Origin of the sequence: Streptomyces globisporus, assembly GCF_003501885.1 — a bacterium.
In the GTDB taxonomy this organism is placed as follows: Bacteria; Actinomycetota; Actinomycetes; order Streptomycetales; family Streptomycetaceae; genus Streptomyces; species Streptomyces globisporus_D.
This window is the reverse complement of record NZ_QWFA01000008.1, coordinates 20,416-40,264: the sequence shown is the minus strand read 5'-3', so window position 1 is coordinate 40,264 and position 19,849 is coordinate 20,416. Positions and strand designations below refer to the sequence as shown.

Below are 19,849 nucleotides of genomic sequence, written 5' to 3'. Positions count from 1 at the left end.
TTCGTGTCCCCCTCCGGGACCACCATTCTTCCGGGAGCCTCCCCAACTGCCTGAGCAGCCTGCCTGAGCAGTTTCGAGCACGCTCCGGAACCGGCACGACACCCCTCGCTCGTCCAGGAGTGGGCCGAGCAGGGGGATCTCGCGCCGGACCCCGCACGTTCATCTCTCCGCCGTACCTGGCGGACCACCGCCCCGGCAAGGTCCGCGATCCAGCAAGATCAACAGACCGCAGTCGGACAGCACAACCGGTCGCCGAGCCAGAAGGCCGACGTCCGCTCCAGGGAAGGACCCTTCGTGAGCGACACCACCGATCTGATGGGCGTGACTGCCGACAAGAACGTCGACAGCGCCGCGCCCGCCGAAGGTGCTGCCACTGGCACCACCGCACGGCGCCGCCGCTCCGGCACCGGCCTCGAGGGCATGGTCCTGGCCGAGCTGCAGCAGGTCGCGTCCGGCCTCGGCATCAGGGGCACCGCGCGGATGCGCAAGAGCCAGCTGATCGAGGTCATCAAGGAGGCGCAGGCGGGCGGCGGATCCGCCGCCCCCAAGGCCTCCTCCAAGGCCGCAGAGGCCCCCGCCGAGGCGGAGAGCAAGCCCAAGCGCCGCGCGACCTCGAAGGCGCGCACCGGGGACGAGGGCGCTGCCGCCGCCGAGAAGAGCACGGCCGCCCAGCAGCAGATCGACATCCCCGGCCAGCCGGCCAGCGACGACCAGCCCGCGGGCGAGCGCCGTCGCCGCCGTGCCACCGCGCAGGCGGGCAGCCCCGACACCAAGACCGAGGCGAAGACCGAGGTCAAGGCGAAGGCGGAGCCCGAGGCCGCGCAGAAGACCGAGGAGCGGGCCGAGCCCAAGGGCGACGCCCGGGCCGAGAACGCCACCGACACGGCCGAGGGCCGTCGTGGTGACCGCCAGGGCCGTGACCGCGGTGACCGCGGTGACCGCGAGGGTCGCCGTGAGCGTCAGCGCGACCGCCGCGGCAAGGGCGATGACCAGGGCCAGCAGGGCGGTGGCGGGCAGCGCCCGCAGCGCCAGGGCCAGGGCCAGGGCCAGCAGAACCGTGACAACGGTCCGCAGGACGACTTCGACGACGAGGCGGGCGGCCGTCGCGGCCGTCGTGGCCGTTACCGCGACCGCCGCGGCCGCCGTGGGCGCGACGACTTCGCCGGCGATGTGCAGGTGGCCGAGGACGACGTCCTGATCCCCGTCGCGGGCATCCTGGACATCCTCGACAACTACGCGTTCATCCGGACCTCCGGCTACCTGCCGGGCCCGAACGACGTGTACGTCTCGCTCGCCCAGGTCCGCAAGAACGGTCTGCGCAAGGGTGACCACGTCACCGGCGCGGTGCGCCAGCCCAAGGACGGCGAGCGGCGCGAGAAGTTCAACGCGCTGGTCCGCCTCGACTCGGTCAACGGCATGGCGCCGGAGTCCGGCCGCGGCCGCCCCGAGTTCCAGAAGCTGACCCCGCTCTACCCGCAGGACCGGCTCCGGCTGGAGACCGACTCCAACATCCTGACGACGCGGATCATCGACCTGGTGGCCCCGATCGGCAAGGGCCAGCGCGGGCTCATCGTGGCCCCGCCGAAGACCGGCAAGACCATGATCCTGCAGTCGATCGCCAACGCGATCACGGTCAACAGCCCCGAGTGCCACCTGATGGTCGTCCTGGTCGACGAGCGTCCGGAAGAGGTCACCGACATGCAGCGGTCGGTGAAGGGCGAGGTCATCTCCTCGACCTTCGACCGTCCCGCCGAGGACCACACCACCGTCGCCGAGCTGGCCATCGAGCGCGCCAAGCGCCTCGTCGAGCTGGGTCACGACGTGGTCGTCCTCCTCGACTCGATCACCCGCCTGGGCCGCGCGTACAACCTCGCGGCGCCGGCCTCCGGCCGCATCCTCTCCGGTGGTGTCGACTCGACCGCGCTCTACCCCCCGAAGCGCTTCTTCGGCGCCGCGCGCAACATCGAGGACGGCGGCTCGCTGACCATCCTGGCCACCGCGCTCGTCGAGACCGGCTCGCGCATGGACGAGGTGATCTTCGAGGAGTTCAAGGGCACCGGCAACATGGAGCTCAAGCTCGACCGGAAGCTCTCGGACAAGCGCATCTTCCCGGCGGTGGACGTCGACGCGTCCTCCACCCGTAAGGAAGAGATCCTGCTCGGCACCGACGAACTGGCGGTCGTCTGGAAGCTGCGCCGGGTGCTGCACGCACTCGACCAGCAGCAGGCGATCGAGCTCCTCCTGGACCGGATGAAGAAGACCCAGTCCAACGCGGAGTTCCTGCTCCAGATCCAGAAGACGACGCCGGGCAGCGGAAACGGCAACGACTGACGCAGCCCTGCGGCGGTTTTCCCAACCACCTCTTGAATCCGCCCCGTTACTCCGGTGACGGGGCGGATTTCTGCATGTAATATCAATTCGCCGTCACTCTCCCCCCACTTACGGCACCTCCACTTGATGCCCCTGGATAACGGGAGACTTGCGTGCGCATATCGCGCCATGCCGGATCAGTACGAATCATCGGCCGCCTGGCGGCCGTCGGTGCCGCGACGCTGGCACTGCTGGGCGGCGGCCTGACCGTCGGAGCCCAGGCCGCGGAGAGCGGCGAACGCTTCCTGCCGCCGAAGGGCGTCGAGGTGGTGAGCCCGCAGAAGCTCACGCCGAAGATCATCGGTGGCACCAACACCGCCTTCAAGGACGCGCCTTGGATGGTGCAGCTGCTTTTCGAGTACGACAACGACGGGCTGTTCTACTTCTCCTGCGGCGGCACTCTCGTCGCCCCCAACAAGGTGATGACGGCCGCCCACTGCGTCACCGACGAGAATGGCAAGGCCCTCGATATGGTCAACCGGGGCATGGTGCTCGCGGGAACGGCCAAACTGGCGGGCGGGCCCAACGACGAAGGGACCGCCGTAGGGATATCCCGCTCCTATTTCGCGGGTTCGTACAACGCGGCCGAGATCGACAACGACATCGCGCTCCTGACGCTCTCCAAGCCCCTGAGCTACACCCCGGCGCAGCCCGCTTCCTACGGTGACACCGCCCGGTACGTCGCGGGCACGAAGGCCACCACCTACGGCTGGGGCATGACCGGTTCGGACTGGGACTTCTCGCCCCTGTCGGACACCCTGCTGCGGCTGGAGCAGCCGCTGCGCTCGGACGCCGAGTGCTCCGAGAACCTCGACGGCGCCATCGGCGTCCCGGGCGCCTACAAGGCCGGCCACATGATCTGCGCGGGCATCGGCGGCACCGGCAACGACTCCACCGGGAAGGCCACTTGCCCCGGTGACTCCGGTGGCCCGATGTTCGTCTCCGGACGCATCATCGGCATCACCTCCTGGGGTCCCGCCAACAGCGTCGAGGCGTGCAACCTGAGCGGCACGTACGACGCGTACACGAAGGTGTCGACCTACTACCGGTCGATCCAGCCCCGTATCGACGACACCAGCTTCAGCCGTGACCACCGGGCCGACGTGTTCGCCCGTTCCACCGGCTCCACCGCGTACACCTTCCCCTCCTCCGGTGAGAAGCTCGCGGCGCGCAAGGTGCTCGCCGGGTCCTACAGCGCGTACAACCTGTTCATCCAGACGGACCTCGACCGGGACGGCTACCAGGACCTGATCGCCCGGCAGGGCTCGACCGGGGACGTCTACTGGCTGCACCGCTCGGCGAGCAGCTCGACCTACGCCAAGACGAAGATCTTCAGCAACTGGAAGACCGTCCGGGCGATCGTCGCCCCCGGCGACGTGAACAACGACGGCAAGGGCGACATCCTGGCCGTCACCTCCACGGGCGACCTCATGACGTACCCGAGCTACGGCAACGGCAAGTTCAACACCCCGGTCAAGTCGGCGACGGGCTACCAGGCCTACAACCAGGTGCGCGGACACGGCGACCTGACCTACGACGGCAAGAACGACCTGCTGGTCCGCCGCGGCGGGACGAACGACCTCTACCTGGTCAAGGGCACCGGCAAGTCCACGGCCCCCTTCGAGGCGCCGGTCAAGGTCCGCAGCAACTGGTCGGCGTACAACCTCCTGGTCACGCCGGGCGATGTGAACGGCGACGCCAAGGCCGACCTCGTGGCCCGCTCCACCGCCGGCGACCTGTATCTCCTCAAGGGCACCGGCAAGGCCGACTCGGAGATCTTCGCCACACAGATCAAGCTCGGCAGCGGCTGGAACAGCTACTACACCGTCGGCTGAACCCCCAGGTGAACGCCGCCTCACGGCGCGTACGCCCGTAAGACCTGTGGCCCCCGTCCTCCGACGGGGGCCACAGGCACGTATGCAACCCTTCTTGGTGCTTCGGCCGTCCTCAAGGACAGCCGACCGCGCGTGGAACACCACGGCAGGGGGCACACGGGCACAGCAGGAGTGACGAGGGAGACGCGTGAGCGAGCAGAGCAGGGGCACGGGCCGCATACGCGGCACCGGCAGCCGACGGAGGAAGCCGACCCGCCGGCACCGGGCCAAGGTCGTCGCGGCCTGGACGGTGGCGGGAGTCGTGGTCGTCGGCGGGGCCGGTCTGGGGTACGCCTACCTGGCGCTCGACGGCAACCTCTCCAGCATCGACATCGACGCCAAGCTCGGCACCGACCGTCCCGACGACGTCGACGACGGCTCGCAGGACATCCTGGTGCTGGGCTCCGACTCGCGCTCCGGCGACAACGGGAAGTACGGCCAGGACGAGGGAGCGGCCCGCTCGGACACGGCGATGGTCGTCCACGTCGACAAGGGCCACCAGTCCGCGAGCGTCGTCTCGATACCGCGCGACACCCTGATCGAACGCCCCGCCTGCGAGAGCGACACCACCGGCGACCAGGTCCCCGCCGAGCACCGGGCGATGTTCAACACCGCCTACGAGGTCGGCGGGCCCGCCTGCGCGGTCAAGACCGTCGAGTCGATGTCCGGCATCCGCATGGACCACTACCTGGAAGTCGACTTCACCGGCTTCAAGAAGCTCATCGATGAGCTCGGCGGCGTCGAGATCACCACGAAGACAGCGATCGACGACTCCAAGAGCCACCTCGACCTGGAGCCCGGCACCCACACCCTGAACGGCGAGGAGTCCCTCGGGCTCGTCCGCACCCGCAAGAGCGTCGGCGACGGCAGCGACCTGGGACGCATCCAGCTCCAGCAGGCGTTCATCAAGGCGCTCATGGAGCAGACGAAGAGCGTCGGGGTGTTCTCCAGCCCCAAGAAGCTCTACGGTCTCGCGGACGCCGCCACCAAGGCCGTCACCACCGACTCCGGACTCGGCTCGGTCAAGAAGCTCACCGGCTTCGCAGGCGGCCTCAAGGCGCTCGGCGCCGACAACGTGCACATGGTGACCCTGCCCGTGGAGTACGACCCGGCCGACCCGAACCGCGTCCTGCCGCAGGAGAAGGCAGGACGGCAGGTCTGGGCCGCCCTCAAGAACGACCGGCCGATCCCCGCCTCCGCCACCGAGAAGTCGGCCGGCGACAAGGGCGAGGCCGACAAGGTCGTCGAGTAGCCCACCGGTCACCCCGGGTGCGCGGCCGGGTGGCGGGAATACCCCGGCCCCGCCCCCGGTTTTGGGAGATACGGCCGGTCCTGGCAGACTGGTACGTCGGCCCCGGTTCACGGCCCCGCAAATCCGCGCGGACGACCCGGCGCCCTCCCGAAACTAGGAGACACCTTGAAGCGCGACATCCACCCCGAGTACGTCGAGACGCAGGTCAGCTGCACCTGCGGTGCGTCGTTCACCACCCGGAGCACCATCGACAACGGCACCATCCGTGCCGACGTCTGCTCCGAGTGCCACCCGTTCTACACGGGCAAGCAGAAGATCCTCGACACCGGCGGCCGCGTGGCCCGCTTCGAGGCCCGCTTCGGCAAGGCTGCCGGCTCCGCCAGCAAGTAGCGAGCCACTGCGCCGGTTCCTGGCGCCCTCTTCCCGGGGGCGTCGGAACCGGCGTTTTTTCCGGTCGGGTGTCCGGGGAAGACCCGACGGACACCCCACCGGGCAGTCATGCCCTCCAGCAGGCCCGCAGATTTCAGACCAACCAGGAGCCCCCGCATGTTCGAGGCGGTCGAGGAACTGATCGGTGAACACACCGGTCTCGAGAAGAAGCTCGCCGACCCGTCGGTCCACGCCGACCAGGCCAACGCGCGCAAGCTGAACAAGCGCTACGCGGAGCTGACCCCGATCGTCTCCACGTACCGGGCCTGGAAGCAGACCGGCGACGACATCGAGACCGCCCGCGAGTTCGCCGCGGACGACCCCGACTTCGCCGCCGAGGTCAAGGAGCTGGAGAAGCAGCGCGAGGAGATCACGGAGAAGCTCCGTCTCCTCCTCGTCCCGCGCGACCCCAGCGACGACAAGGACGTGCTCCTGGAGATCAAGGCGGGCGCCGGCGGCGACGAGTCCGCCCTGTTCGCCGGCGACCTGCTGCGCATGTACCTGCGCTACGCCGAGCGCGTCGGCTGGAAGACCGAGATCATCGACTCCACCGAGTCCGAACTCGGCGGCTACAAGGACGTCCAGGTCGCCGTCAAGACCAAGGGCGGCAACGGCGCCACCGAGCCCGGCCAGGGCGTCTGGGCCCGGATGAAGTACGAGGGCGGCGTGCACCGCGTGCAGCGCGTGCCCTCCACCGAGTCGCAGGGCCGCATCCACACCTCCGCCGCGGGCGTGCTCGTCACCCCCGAGGCCGAGGAGGTGGACGTCGAGATCCACGCCAACGACCTGCGCATCGACGTCTACCGCTCTTCCGGACCCGGTGGCCAGTCCGTCAACACGACCGACTCCGCCGTCCGCATCACGCACCTGCCGACCGGCGTCGTCGCCTCCTGCCAGAACGAGAAGAGCCAGCTCCAGAACAAGGAGCAGGCCATGCGCATCCTGCGGTCCCGGCTGCTCGCCGCCGCCCAGGAGGCCGCCGAGCAGGAAGCCTCCGACGTCCGCCGCAGCCAGGTCCGTACCGTCGACCGCTCCGAGAAGATCCGGACGTACAACTTCCCGGAAAACCGCATCTCGGACCACCGCGTCGGCTTCAAGGCGTACAACTTGGACCAGGTGCTCGACGGCGACCTGGACGCGGTCATCCAGGCGTGCGTCGACGCCGACTCCGCCGCCAAGCTCGCCAACGCGTAAGCGACCCGCCCGCCCCGCACACCCCGTACGGAGAACCGCGATGAACCTGCTGCTCGCCGAGGTGGCCCAGGCCACCCAGCGGCTGGCCGACGCCGGTGTCCCCTCACCGCGATTCGACGCCGAGGAACTCGCGGCCTTCGTCCACGGGGTGAAGCGGGGCGCGCTCCACACGGTCCCCGACAGCGACTTCGACGCCCGCTACTGGGAGGCCATCGCCCGCCGCGAGGCCCGCGAACCCCTCCAGCACATCACCGGCCGCGCCTTCTTCCGCTACCTGGAGCTCCAGGTCGGACCCGGCGTCTTCGTGCCCCGCCCGGAGACCGAGTCGGTCGTCGGCTGGGCCATAGACGCCGTGCGTGCGATGGACGTCGTCGAGCCCGTCGTCGTCGACCTGTGCACCGGATCGGGCGCCATCGCGCTCGCCATGGCCCAGGAGGTCCCCCGCTCCCGCGTCCACGCCGTGGAGCTCTCCGAGGACGCCCTGAGGTGGACGCGGAAGAACGCCGAGGGGTCCAGGGTCACCGTCCACAAGGGAGACGCCCTGAGCGCCCTCCCCGAGCTCGACGGCCAGGTCGACCTGGTGATCTCCAACCCGCCGTACATCCCGCTCACCGAATGGGAGTACGTCGCCCCCGAGGCGCGCGACCACGACCCGGAGATGGCCCTCTTCTCCGGCGAGGACGGCCTCGACACGATCCGCGGTATCGAACGCACCGCCCACCGCCTGCTCCGCCCCGGCGGCCTCGTCGTCATCGAGCACGCCGACACCCAGGGCGGCCAGGTCCCCTGGATCTTCACCGAGGAGCGGGGCTGGGCCGACGCGGCCGACCACCCCGACCTCAACAAGCGCCCCCGGTTCGCCACCGCCCGCAAGGCCATGCCGTGACCGGCCCCCGGCACCACCACCCGTACCCGCACCTGTCCGAGGAGGCCGGCTGATGGCTCGGCGATACGACTGCAACGACGCCACCGACCGGACCACGGGCCTGCGCGAGGCCGCATCGGCCGTCCGCCGGGGCGAACTGGTCGTGCTGCCCACCGACACCGTGTACGGGATCGGTGCGGACGCCTTCACCTCGGAGGCCGTCGCGGACCTGCTGGACGCCAAGGGCCGGGGCCGCAACATGCCCACCCCCGTCCTCATCGGCTCCCCGAACACCCTCCACGGCCTGGTCACCGACTTCTCCGAGCAGGCCTGGGAGCTCGTCGACGCCTTCTGGCCCGGCGCCCTCACCCTCGTCGCCCGGCACCAGCCCTCCCTCCAGTGGGACCTCGGCGACACCCGGGGCACCGTCGCGATCCGGATGCCGCTGCACCCGGTCGCCATCGAGCTGCTCACCGAGGTCGGCCCGATGGCCGTCTCCAGCGCCAACCTCACGGGACACCCCTCGCCCGAGGACTGCGACGCCGCCCAGGGCATGCTCGGCGACTCCGTCTCCGTCTACCTCGACGGCGGCCCGACGCCCGGCATCGTGCCGTCCTCCATCGTCGACGTCACCGGCGCCACCCCGGTCCTGCTGCGCGCCGGCGCCCTCTCCGCGGAGGAGCTGCGCAAGGTGGTCCCCGACCTCGAGGTGGCCAATTGACCGCCCCCGAGGGGCGTGGCATAGCGGGGCGGACCGACACCTTCCGCATCCTCCACGTCAGCACCGGCAACGTCTGCCGCTCGCCCATCACCGAGCGGCTGACCCGCCATGCCCTGGTGGACCGCCTCGGCGACCCGCTCAGCGGCGGCCTGATCGTGGAGAGCGCCGGCACCTGGGGCCATGAGGGCGCCCCCATGGAGGCCAACGCCGAGGTCGTCCTCGCCGACTTCGGCGCGGACGCCAGCGGCTTCGTCGGCCGCGAACTGCTCGACGAGCACGTCATCCGCGCCGACCTGGTCCTCACCGCCACCCGCGACCACCGCGCCCAGGTCATCTCCATGGGCCACTCCGCGGGCCTGCGCACCTTCACGCTCAAGGAGTTCACCCGGCTGGTCCGGGCGATAGACCCGGCCACCCTGCCCGACCCGCGCGACGAGGGCGTCGTCGAGCGCGCCCGCGCCCTGGTGCGCGCCGCCGCCGCGCTGCGCGGCTGGCTGCTGGCCCCGACCGCCGAGGCGGACGAGGTCTACGACCCCTACGGCGCGCCCATCACCTTCTTCCGCTCGATCGGCGACGAGATCAACCAGGCCCTCGATCCGGTCGTCACCGCGCTCACCGGCGTACACGCCCCGCACTGACGGACGCGGACGCGCACCGGCGTACGCAGGTGAGCCGACAGCCGTGCGTACGCGGCCCCACCGGACGGCCCGCGCATCCCGCGCCGTACGCCGGTGCGCCGACCGGCGTACGGCACCCTCCGACAGCGGGCACGGAGCCCAGCCCCGGCGTACGTTGGTGCTGACACCGGCACCCCACGCCGGCGCATCCACCTCCAGGCCCGGAGCCGTCCCATGCCGGTCACCTCACCCGCCGCACCCGCGGCCGTGCCGCCCGCGCCCCACCGCCCCGACGCCCTGCCCCAGGACTTCGGCACGCTGCTGGGCCAGGACCCGGAGATCGCCGGGATCCTGCTCGCGGAGCGGGACCGGCAGGCGGGCACCCTCCAGCTGATCGCCGCCGAGAACTTCACCTCGCCCGCGGTCCTGGCCGCCCTCGGCTCCCCGCTCGCCAACAAGTACGCCGAGGGGTATCCGGGCGCCCGCCACCACGGGGGCTGCGAGCAGGCGGACGCCGCCGAACGCATCGCCGTACGCCGGGCCACCGCCCTCTTCGGCGCCGAACACGCCAACGTCCAGCCGCATTCCGGCTCCTCCGCCGTCCTCGCCGCCTACGCCGCGCTGCTGCGCCCCGGCGACACGGTCCTCGCGATGGGACTCCCGTTCGGGGGCCACCTCACCCACGGGGCGCCGGGCAACTTCTCCGGCCGCTGGTTCGACTTCGTCGGCTACGGGGTCGAACCCGACACCGGGCTCATCGACCACACCCGGCTCCGCGCCCTGGCCCGCGCCCGCCGCCCCAAGGCCATCGTCTGCGGTTCCATCTCCTATCCCCGACACCCCGACTACGCGCTGTTCCGGGAGATCGCCGACGAGGTCGGGGCGTATCTGATCGTGGACGCCGCCCACCCGATGGGGCTGATCGCCGGGGGAGCGGCGCCGAACCCGGTCCCGTACGCCGACGTGGTCTGCGCCACCACGCACAAGGTGCTGCGCGGTCCGCGCGGCGGCATGATCCTGTGCGGCGCCGATCTCGCCGAGCGGATCGACCGGGCGGTCTTCCCGTTCACCCAGGGCGGGGCGCAGATGCACACGGTGGCGGCGAAGGCGGTCGCGTTCGGGGAGGCGGCCACCCCCGCGTACACGCTCTACGCCCACCAGGTCGTCGCCCACGCCCGGGTCCTCGCCGCCGGTCTGGAGGCGGAGGGCTTCGAGGTGACGACGGGCGGAACGGACACCCACATCGTCGTCGCGGACCCGGCCCCGCTCGGTGTCGACGGCCGCACCGCCCGTGAGCGCCTGGCTGCGGCCGGTATGGTCCTCGACACGTGCGCCCTGCCGTACGGGGACGCCCGGGGCATCCGGCTCGGCACCGCCGCCGTCACCACGCAGGGCATGGACGACGGGGACATGGCCCGTATCGCGGCCCTGTTCGGAGCGGCCGTACGGGAGCCGGGCGACGTGAGTCCGATCGCGGCGGAGGTCCGGGCGCTGGCGGAGCGGAATCCTCCCTATCCGGGGTAGGCGAGGCGCATGGAACCATCACCCGTACCGTTGAGTCCTTGTATCAGAGACTAGGGTGTGGGGCTGAGATGGCCGGCGAAACCTGTGGGGCAGCCCGTGCGTGATTACCTGCTGACGCTCTGTGTCACGGCAGCGGTGACCTATCTGCTGACCGGACCGGTGCGTAAGTTCGCCATCGCGATCGGGGCGATGCCCGCGATCCGCGCGCGCGACGTCCACCGGGAGCCGACACCCCGGCTCGGTGGGATCGCCATGTTCGGCGGGCTGTGTGCGGGGCTGATCGTCGCCGACCACCTGTTCAATCTGCAGGGTGTCTTCGAACTCTCCAACGAGCCACGGGCGTTGCTCTCCGGAGCCGCTCTGATCTGGCTCATCGGCGTGCTCGACGACAAGTTCGAGATCGACGCCCTGATCAAGCTCGGCGGCCAGATGATCGCCGCCGCCGTCATGGTCATCCAGGGGCTCACGATCCTGTGGCTGCCGATTCCCGGCGTCGGCACGGTCGCCCTCACCCAGTGGCAGGGCACCCTGCTCACGGTGGCGCTGGTCGTCATCACGATCAACGCGGTGAACTTCGTCGACGGCCTGGACGGGCTCGCGGCGGGCATGGTGTGCATCGCGTCGGCGGCGTTCTTCCTCTACGCCTACCGCCTCTGGATGGGGTACGGGATCGAGGCGGCGGCCCCCGCGACGCTCTTCGCGGCGATCCTGATGGGGATGTGCCTCGGCTTCCTGCCGCACAACATGCACCCGGCGCGGATCTTCATGGGCGACTCGGGCTCGATGCTGATCGGGCTGGTGCTGGCGGCCGGCGCGATCTCGATCACGGGCCAGGTCGACCCGGACAACATGCGGATCTTCTTCGAGGGCAGTGAGCGCGGGGCGACCCACGCGATGTTCCCGGTCTTCATCCCGCTGCTGCTGCCGCTGACGATCATTGCGATCCCGGCCGCGGACCTGATCCTGGCCATCGTCCGCCGCACCTGGAACGGGCAGTCGCCGTTCGCCGCCGACCGGGGCCACCTCCACCACCGGCTGCTGGAGATCGGGCACTCGCACAGCCGGGCCGTGCTGATCATGTACTTCTGGTCGGCCCTGATCGCCTTCGGCACGGTCAGCTACTCCGTGCACTCGGCCTCGATGTGGATCGTCTTCGTGATCGTGGGGGCGAGCGCGGTCGGGCTGATCCTGTTGCTGCTGCCGCGCTTCACTCCGCGTACCCCGCACTGGGCCAACCGCTTCGTCCCGCCGCGCTACCGCCACGGCGCCACCGGGCAGGATTCCTCCCCCGCGCCTTCCTGCGGCGAGAAGCCGGTGCCCCTGGCCTCCGGGGCCCAACAGGGCGCGGGGGGCGCTCAGATGGGCGAGGAGGGCGTCGAACGGGCCCCCGTGGCGGTCGGGGTGTCCGGCGTCAACGGCGCTACCGCGATCGGCGCTCGTTCGCGGTTCTCCGATCGCCGATCCGTCGACTCCTCCCGTTGACGAATACGGAAGTCACGGCGCATTAGCAGACATTGCGACGGCTTGTCGTGCACACACGCGCGGGTTAACTCTCATGTGTGACAGTTGGCACACTTTCCAGGTAAAGACCTCATCAAATAGTTTGTGATACCGTTCACGAGACCCGGTGACGGAGCCGAAGGACCCTAGTGAGACGGTCCATTGGCCTGGTAATCCGCCTCGCGGACCGGGCCTACGCTCGTCCATGACGACGCCCCATTCCTCCTCTCAGACCAGTGGAGCTGCCGCCATGCAGTCCGACATGCGCGAAGTACTGCGCATCGCCACCCCCACCGCCGCGGTGGGAGCCATCGCCACGCTCGTCGGCGGGCTCGTCGTCGGCGGCAAGGGGGCGATCGGCGCCGTCGTGGGCTGCGTGGTGGTCATCCTCTTCATGGCCCTCGGACAGCTGGCGCTGCAGTGGGTCGCCAAGTCGATGCCGCACCTCTTCCAGGGCATGGGGCTGCTGGTCTACTCGGTGCAGCTCGTCCTCCTGCTCGGCCTGATCATGGCCATCAGGAACACCTCTCTCTTCGACCTCCAGGCCTTCGCCCTCACGCTGGTCGTCTCGGTGATCACGTGGATCGTCACGCAGACCGTGCTGCACGCCAGGAGCAAGACCCTGTACGTCGATCCCGACGGGGAGAGCGGGAAGACCCCGGGCGGAACCGAGGGGAAGCATGACCAGTAGGGCCGGGATAAAGCCCTGTTCGACATGCTGCTATCGTCCGGTCTCGGTTGCGGTACTGCGGGCGCGGACAACACGGCTGTCGCCTGATACATCGCGAGGCTTCGGGCCCGGCCGCCGCCTCCTCACCGTAAGAACCAGTCCGGTGCCGACCTGCGGCTGCCAGCCGCTCCGATACAACGAGGTAGCCGTATCCATGCGCCATGCAGAAGGAGCTCCTGGTGACTGCTGACGCCCAGACGCTCGCCTTCGAGGTTGACTGCCACCTGTTCCAGGGCTCGTGCGGATTCCCAGCCCCGAGCGCGTGGTCGTTCATCTTCGACCCGATCTTCACCATCGGGCCGGTCGAGTTCAACAAGCCGATGCTGCTCGCGATCATCGGGACCTTCGCCATCCTGGCTCTGTTCTGGGCCGGCTTCTCCAAGCCCAAGGTCATCCCGGGCAAGCTCCAGATGATCGCCGAGGCGCTCTACGACTTCGTGCACCGGGGCATCGCCAAGGAGATCATCGGCAAGAAGGGCGAGCCCTTCGTCCCGCTGCTGGTGTCCCTGTTCTTCTTCGTCTGGATGCTGAACCTCTGGGCGATCATCCCGATCGCACAGTTCCCGGTGAGCTCGCTCATCGCGTACCCGGTCGGACTGGCCCTGCTCGTCTGGGCCGTCTACATGACGGTGACCTTCCGGAACAACGGCTTCGTCGGCGGTATCCGCAACCTGTGCGTACCCAGCGGCCTGCCCAAGCCGATCTACGTGATCCTGACGCCGATCGAGTTCGTCTCGAACATCTTCGTGCGCCCCTTCACGCTGGCGGTCCGACTCTTCGCGAACATGTTCGCCGGCCACATCCTGATCCTGGTCTTCACGATCGCGACCTGGTACATGCTCGGCACCGTGCTCGGCACCGTCTACGCCACCGCGTCGTTCGCCGTGACCCTGGCCCTGACCGTCTTCGAGATGTTCATCCAGGCGCTTCAGGCCTACGTGTTCACCGTGCTGACCGCCACGTACTTGTCCCAGGCGCTCGAAGAAGCGCACTGAGGACACCCGGGCCACCACCCGGACACCCCCTAGACGTCCGGTGGACGCAATCTCCACCGGCCAATCAAGAGAAGGAATCACAGATCAATGTCTGAGACTCTCGCAGCCGTTGTGGGCAACGTCGGCACCATCGGTTACGGCCTCGCGGCGATCGGCCCCGGCGTCGGTATCGGCATCATCTTCGGTAACGGTGTGCAGGCCATCGCCCGCCAGCCCGAGGCGGCCGGCCTGATCCGCCAGAACATGCTGCTCGGCTTCGCGGTCATCGAGGCCCTGGCCCTGATCGGCTTCGTCGCCCCCTTCATCTACCCGAAGTAGTCCTGGCGACCTGACGATACGTTTTCGACGAAAGGTCCACCATGTTGCACTTGGCAGCCGAGGAGCCGCAGTCACCGCTGCTGCCGGTCTGGCCCGAGATCGTCATCGGTCTGATCTGCTTCAGCATTGTCTTCTTCGTCTTCTACAAGAAGCTCCTCCCGGCCATCAACAAGGCCCTGGACGAGCGTCGCGAGGCGATCGAAGGTGGCATCGAGAAGGCAGAAGCGGCTCAGACCGAGGCGCAGAGCGTTCTTGAGCAGTACAAGGCCCAGCTCGCCGAGGCCCGCCACGAGGCCGCGCGTCTGCGCCAGGAGGCGCAGGAGCAGGGCGCCGTCATCATCCAGGAGATGAAGGCGGAGGGTCAGCGCCAGCGCGAGGAGATCATCGCCGCCGGCCACACCCAGATCGAGGCCGACCGCAAGGCCGCCGCCTCGGCGCTGCGTCAGGACGTGGGCAAGCTCGCCACCGACCTGGCCGGCAAGCTCGTCGGCGAGTCCCTCCAGGACCACGCCCGGCAGAGCGGCACCGTCGACCGGTTCCTCGACGAGCTCGAGGCGAAGGCCGAGGCGGCCCGATGAACGGCGCGAGCCGCGAAGCACTGGCTGCCGCTCGCGAGCGTCTCGACGCGCTGACCGACAACACGTCGGTCGACGCGGCGAAGCTCGCCGAGGAGCTGGCCTCGGTCACCTCGCTGCTCGACCGCGAAGTATCCCTGCGCCGGGTTCTCACCGACCCGGCCCAGAGCGGCGAGAGCAAGGCCGAGCTGGCCGCGCGTCTGCTCAGCGGACAGGTCGGCGGCGAGACCGTCGACCTGGTCTCCGGACTCGTCCGGTCCCGCTGGTCGCAGTCCCGTGACCTGGTGGACTCGGTCGAGGAGCTGGCGAACACCGCCGACCTCACCGCGGCCCAGCGCGGCGGCAGCCTCGACGACGTCGAGGACGAGCTGTTCCGGTTCGGCCGGATCGTCGGCTCTAACACGGAGCTGCGTTCCGCGCTGACCAGCCGTACGGCCGCGGCGTCCGCCAAGGGCGAGCTGCTGCGCAGCCTGCTCGGCGGCAAGGCGCAGCCGGTCACCGAGCGGATCATCGTCCGCCTCGTGACCCACCCGCGTGGACGTAGCCTGGAAGCAGGGCTGGACTCGCTGTCCAAGCTCGCCGCGGAGCGCCGGGACCGCATGGTCGCCGTCGTCACCTCGGCGGTGCCGCTCAGCGACCGGCAGAAGCAGCGCCTCGGCGCCGCTCTGGCGAAGCTCTACGGCCGCGAGATGCACCTGAACCTGGACGTGGACCCCTCGGTCCTCGGCGGAGTCTCGGTGCGTGTCGGTGACGAGATCATCAACGGCACCGTCGCGGAGCGCCTCGACGAGGCGACCCGCCGCATGGCCGGCTGAGACAGAGCAAGACCTAGCAAGACCAGCGGCCCGGTTGGGCCGTGCAGAAATTGCAGAAGATTCCTGGGGGTCGGCCCCCAGACCCCCTTAAGAAACTTCGGGCCCAACAAGGAGAGCAGGGAACCCAGATGGCGGAGCTCACGATCCGGCCGGAGGAGATCCGGGACGCACTGGATAACTTTGTCCAGTCGTACCAGCCGGACGCGGCCTCGCGCGAGGAGGTCGGTACGGTCAGCGTTGCCGGCGACGGCATCGCGAAGGTGGAGGGTCTGCCCTCCGCCATGGCGAACGAGCTGCTGAAGTTCGAGGACGGCACCCTCGGTCTCGCCCTCAACCTCGAGGAGCGCGAGATCGGTGCGATCGTCCTCGGCGAGTTCAGCGGAATCGAGGAGGGCCAGCCGGTGCAGCGCACCGGTGAGGTGCTCTCCGTCGGCGTCGGCGAGGGCTACCTCGGCCGCGTCGTCGACCCGCTCGGCAACCCGATCGACGGTCTCGGCGAGATCGAGACCGACAGCCGCCGCGCCCTCGAGCTGCAGGCCCCTGGCGTCATGGTCCGCAAGTCGGTGCACGAGCCGATGCAGACCGGCTACAAGGCCGTCGACGCCATGGTGCCGATCGGCCGCGGCCAGCGTCAGCTGATCATCGGCGACCGTCAGACGGGTAAGACCGCGCTGGCCGTCGACACGATCATCAACCAGCGCGACAACTGGCGCTCGGGCGACGTGAACAAGCAGGTCCGCTGCATCTACGTCGCCATCGGTCAGAAGGGTTCCACCATCGCCTCCGTGCGTGGTGCGCTCGAAGAGGCCGGTGCGCTGGAGTACACGACCATCGTCGCCGCCCCGGCGTCCGACCCGGCCGGCTTCAAGTACCTGGCGCCGTACACCGGTTCGGCCATCGGCCAGCACTGGATGTACCAGGGCAAGCACGTCCTGATCATCTTCGACGACCTCTCGAAGCAGGCCGACGCCTACCGCGCCGTGTCCCTGCTGCTGCGCCGCCCGCCGGGCCGCGAGGCCTACCCGGGTGACGTCTTCTACCTGCACTCCCGTCTGCTGGAGCGCTGCGCGAAGCTCTCCGACGAGCTGGGCGCCGGTTCGATGACGGGCCTCCCGATCGTCGAGACCAAGGCGAACGACGTGTCGGCGTTCATCCCGACCAACGTCATCTCCATCACCGACGGCCAGTGCTTCCTGGAGTCCGACCTGTTCAACGCGGGTCAGCGTCCGGCGCTCAACGTCGGTATCTCGGTCTCCCGAGTCGGTGGCTCCGCCCAGCACAAGGCCATGCGCCAGGTGTCCGGCCGCCTCCGTGTGGACCTCGCCCAGTACCGCGAGCTGGAGGCGTTCGCCGCCTTCGGTTCCGACCTGGACGCGGCCTCGAAGGCATCGCTGGAGCGCGGTAAGCGCATGGTCGAGCTGCTGAAGCAGCCGCAGTACGCCCCGTTCCCGGTCGAGGAGCAGGTCGTCTCCGTCTGGGCCGGCACCACCGGCAAGATGGACGACGTCCCGGTCGAGGACATCCGTCGCTTCGAGTCCGAGCTGCTGGAGTACCTGCGCCGTGAGCGCAAGGACCTCCTCACCAGCATCGCCGAGGGCGCGAAGATGTCCGACGACACGCTGCAGTCGATCGCCGACGCGATCGCCGCCTTCAAGCAGCAGTTCGAGACCTCGGACGGCAAGCTCCTGGGCGAGGGCTGATCGATGGGCGCTCAGCTTCGCGTTTACAAGCGCCGCATCCAAGCCGTCACCGCGACCAGGAAAATCACCAAGGCGATGGAGATGATCGCCGCCTCGCGCATCGTCAAGGCGCAGCGCAAGGTGGCGGCATCGCAGCCGTACGCGACCGAGCTCACCCGCGCGGTGACCGCGGTGGCGACCGGCTCCGACGCCAACCACCCGCTCACCACCGAGGTCGAGACCCCGACCCGGGCCGCGGTCCTGCTCATCACGAGCGACCGCGGTCTGGCCGGCGGTTACTCCTCCAACGCCATCAAGGCCGCGGAGCGACTGCGGGAGCGCCTTGCCTCCGAGGGCAAGGAGGTCGACACGTACATCGTCGGCCGCAAGGGTGTCGCGTACTACGGCTTCCGCGAGCGCAAGGTCGTCGACTCCTGGACCGGCTTCACCGACAACCCGGCGTACAGCGATGCCAAGCGCGTCGCCGCCCCGTTGATCGAGGCCATCCAGAACGAGACGGCCGAGGGCGGCGTCGACGAGCTGCACATCGTCTTCACGGAATTCGTGTCGATGATGACGCAGAACGCGGTCGACGCCCGGATGCTGCCGCTTTCGCTCGACGAGGTGGCCGGGGAGAGCACCCGCAAGGGTGAGATCCTTCCGCTCTTCGAGTTCGAGCCGTCGGCCGAGGACGTCCTGGACGCCCTTCTGCCGCGCTACGTCGAGAGCCGTATCTACAACGCCCTGCTGCAGGCGGCCGCTTCCGAGCACGCCGCCCGCCGCCGCGCGATGAAGTCGGCCACCGACAACGCCGGGGACCTCATCAAGAGCCTGTCCCGGCTTGCCAACGCGGCCCGCCAGGCCGAAATCACCCAGGAAATCAGCGAGATCGTCGGCGGTGCCAGTGCTCTGGCCGACGCGACCGCGGGGAGTGACAAGTAATGACGACGACAGTTGAGACGGCCGCTGCCACGGGCCGCGTCGCCCGGGTCATCGGCCCGGTCGTCGACGTGGAGTTCCCCGTCGACGCGATGCCGGAGATCTACAACGCCCTCCACGTCGAGGTCGCGGACCCCGCCGACGCCGGCGCCCGCAAGACGCTGACCCTGGAAGTCGCCCAGCACCTGGGTGACGGTGTGGTCCGTGCGATCTCGATGCAGCCCACCGACGGCCTGGTCCGCCAGGCCGCGGTGACCGACACGGGCGCGGGTATCACCGTTCCCGTCGGTGACATCACCAAGGGCAAGGTGTTCAACACTCTCGGCCGCATCCTGAACGAGCCGGAGGCCGAGGCGCAGATCACCGAGCGCTGGCCGATCCACCGCAAGGCCCCGGACTTCGACCAGCTCGAGTCGAAGACCGAGACGCTCGAGACCGGCATGAAGGTCGTCGACCTCCTCACCCCGTACGTCAAGGGTGGAAAGATCGGTCTCTTCGGCGGTGCGGGCGTCGGCAAGACGGTCCTCATCCAGGAAATGATCATGCGTGTGGCGAAGCTGCACGACGGTGTGTCGGTGTTCGCCGGTGTCGGTGAGCGTACCCGTGAGGGCAACGACCTCATCGGAGAGATGATCGACACGGGTGTTCTGGACAAGACCGCGCTGGTCTTCGGCCAGATGGACGAGCCGCCGGGGACGCGTCTGCGCGTGGCCCTGTCCGCCCTGACCATGGCGGAGTACTTCCGCGATGTGCAGAAGCAGGACGTGCTGCTCTTCATCGACAACATCTTCCGCTTCACGCAGGCCGGCTCCGAGGTCTCCACGCTGCTCGGCCGCATGCCGTCCGCGGTGGGTTACCAGCCGACCCTGGCCGACGAGATGGGTGTGCTCCAGGAGCGCATCACCTCGACGCGTGGTCACTCGATCACCTCGATGCAGGCGATCTACGTCCCCGCGGACGACCTGACCGACCCGGCCCCGGCCACCACGTTCGCCCACCTCGACGCGACGACGGTTCTCTCCCGTCCGATCTCGGAGAAGGGCATCTACCCGGCCGTGGACCCGCTGGACTCGACGTCCCGCATCCTGGACCCGCGCTACATCGCCCAGGACCACTACAACGCGGCCAGCCGTGTCAAGGGGATCCTGCAGAAGTACAAGGACCTCCAGGACATCATCGCGATCCTCGGTATCGACGAGCTGGGCGAGGAGGACAAGCTCGTCGTCCACCGTGCCCGTCGCGTCGAGCGCTTCCTGTCGCAGAACACCCACGCCGCCAAGCAGTTCACCGGCCTGGACGGTTCGGACGTCCCGCTCGACGAGTCGATCGCCGCGTTCAACGCGATCTGCGACGGGGACTACGACCACTTCCCCGAGCAGGCGTTCTTCATGTGCGGTGGCCTGGACGACCTCAAGGCCAAGGCCAAGGAGCTCGGCGTCTCCTGAGCCTCCG

At 69.3% G+C, this 19,849-nt stretch carries 18 protein-coding genes; all 18 read left to right on the top strand.

The genetic code is table 11. From position 1 onward, the window contains the following. Window positions 1-294: 294 nt before the first annotated feature. Window positions 295-2,331 carry a transcription termination factor Rho gene (gene rho, locus D3105_RS02985; RefSeq protein WP_118899713.1) on the top strand — a complete coding sequence of 679 codons (2,037 nt, stop codon included), beginning with the start codon at window positions 295-297 and terminating at the stop codon, window positions 2,329-2,331. A 152-nt stretch (window positions 2,332-2,483) separates the two neighbouring features. Then, the gene (locus D3105_RS02980; RefSeq protein WP_118899710.1) at window positions 2,484-4,205 is read left to right on the top strand and encodes a trypsin-like serine protease; all 1,722 of its coding nucleotides are present in this window, start codon (window positions 2,484-2,486) and stop codon (window positions 4,203-4,205) included. A gap of 187 nt (window positions 4,206-4,392) precedes the next feature. Then, window positions 4,393-5,496 (top strand): LCP family protein, encoded by a 1,104-nt coding sequence (locus D3105_RS02975; RefSeq protein ID WP_118899708.1) that lies wholly within the window; start codon window positions 4,393-4,395, stop codon window positions 5,494-5,496. 165 nt (window positions 5,497-5,661) lie between these two features. Beyond that, the gene (rpmE, locus tag D3105_RS02970) at window positions 5,662-5,886 is read left to right on the top strand and encodes a 50S ribosomal protein L31 (protein WP_003966263.1); all 225 of its coding nucleotides are present in this window, start codon (window positions 5,662-5,664) and stop codon (window positions 5,884-5,886) included. Window positions 5,887-6,042: 156 nt separating this feature from the next. Beyond that, window positions 6,043-7,119 (top strand): peptide chain release factor 1, encoded by a 1,077-nt coding sequence (prfA, locus tag D3105_RS02965; protein WP_030715261.1) that lies wholly within the window; start codon window positions 6,043-6,045, stop codon window positions 7,117-7,119. Window positions 7,120-7,159: 40 nt separating this feature from the next. Next, window positions 7,160-8,005 carry a peptide chain release factor N(5)-glutamine methyltransferase gene (prmC, locus tag D3105_RS02960; RefSeq protein WP_030579786.1) on the top strand — a complete coding sequence of 282 codons (846 nt, stop codon included), beginning with the start codon at window positions 7,160-7,162 and terminating at the stop codon, window positions 8,003-8,005. Window positions 8,006-8,057: 52 nt separating this feature from the next. Further along, window positions 8,058-8,705: an L-threonylcarbamoyladenylate synthase gene (locus tag D3105_RS02955; protein WP_118899706.1), complete on the top strand. Its 648-nt coding sequence runs from the start codon at window positions 8,058-8,060 to the stop codon at window positions 8,703-8,705. Then, window positions 8,702-9,343, top strand: coding sequence for a protein-tyrosine-phosphatase (locus tag D3105_RS02950; RefSeq protein ID WP_118899704.1), 642 nt, complete (start codon window positions 8,702-8,704; stop codon window positions 9,341-9,343). Before D3105_RS02955 ends, D3105_RS02950 begins: the two co-directional genes overlap by 4 nt. 213 nt (window positions 9,344-9,556) lie before the next feature. Next, entirely contained in the window at window positions 9,557-10,846 is a 1,290-nt protein-coding gene (glyA, locus tag D3105_RS02945) for a serine hydroxymethyltransferase (RefSeq protein WP_118899702.1), read from the top strand. Window positions 10,847-10,930: 84 nt separating this feature from the next. Continuing rightward, entirely contained in the window at window positions 10,931-12,328 is a 1,398-nt protein-coding gene (locus tag D3105_RS02940; protein ID WP_206272632.1) for an MraY family glycosyltransferase, read from the top strand. A 268-nt stretch (window positions 12,329-12,596) separates the two neighbouring features. Next, entirely contained in the window at window positions 12,597-13,037 is a 441-nt protein-coding gene (locus tag D3105_RS02935; protein ID WP_118899697.1) for a hypothetical protein, read from the top strand. A 200-nt stretch (window positions 13,038-13,237) separates the two neighbouring features. Continuing rightward, entirely contained in the window at window positions 13,238-14,071 is an 834-nt protein-coding gene (gene atpB, locus D3105_RS02930; RefSeq protein ID WP_006127587.1) for a F0F1 ATP synthase subunit A, read from the top strand. Between the two features lie 87 nt (window positions 14,072-14,158). Continuing rightward, window positions 14,159-14,389: an ATP synthase F0 subunit C gene (atpE, locus tag D3105_RS02925; protein ID WP_006127588.1), complete on the top strand. Its 231-nt coding sequence runs from the start codon at window positions 14,159-14,161 to the stop codon at window positions 14,387-14,389. A 41-nt stretch (window positions 14,390-14,430) separates the two neighbouring features. After that, window positions 14,431-14,967 (top strand): F0F1 ATP synthase subunit B, encoded by a 537-nt coding sequence (locus tag D3105_RS02920; protein ID WP_006127589.1) that lies wholly within the window; start codon window positions 14,431-14,433, stop codon window positions 14,965-14,967. Continuing rightward, window positions 14,964-15,779 (top strand): F0F1 ATP synthase subunit delta, encoded by an 816-nt coding sequence (locus tag D3105_RS02915; protein WP_118899695.1) that lies wholly within the window; start codon window positions 14,964-14,966, stop codon window positions 15,777-15,779. The genes D3105_RS02920 and D3105_RS02915 overlap by 4 nt, the downstream gene beginning before the upstream one ends. A 128-nt stretch (window positions 15,780-15,907) precedes the next feature. Further along, the gene (atpA, locus tag D3105_RS02910; RefSeq protein ID WP_118899693.1) at window positions 15,908-17,479 is read left to right on the top strand and encodes a F0F1 ATP synthase subunit alpha; all 1,572 of its coding nucleotides are present in this window, start codon (window positions 15,908-15,910) and stop codon (window positions 17,477-17,479) included. Window positions 17,480-17,482: 3 nt separating this feature from the next. Next, window positions 17,483-18,400, top strand: coding sequence for a F0F1 ATP synthase subunit gamma (locus D3105_RS02905; RefSeq protein WP_118899691.1), 918 nt, complete (start codon window positions 17,483-17,485; stop codon window positions 18,398-18,400). Then, window positions 18,400-19,842, top strand: coding sequence for a F0F1 ATP synthase subunit beta (gene atpD, locus D3105_RS02900; protein WP_118899689.1), 1,443 nt, complete (start codon window positions 18,400-18,402; stop codon window positions 19,840-19,842). Before D3105_RS02905 ends, atpD begins: the two co-directional genes overlap by 1 nt. The last annotated feature ends 7 nt before the right edge of the window (window positions 19,843-19,849 follow it).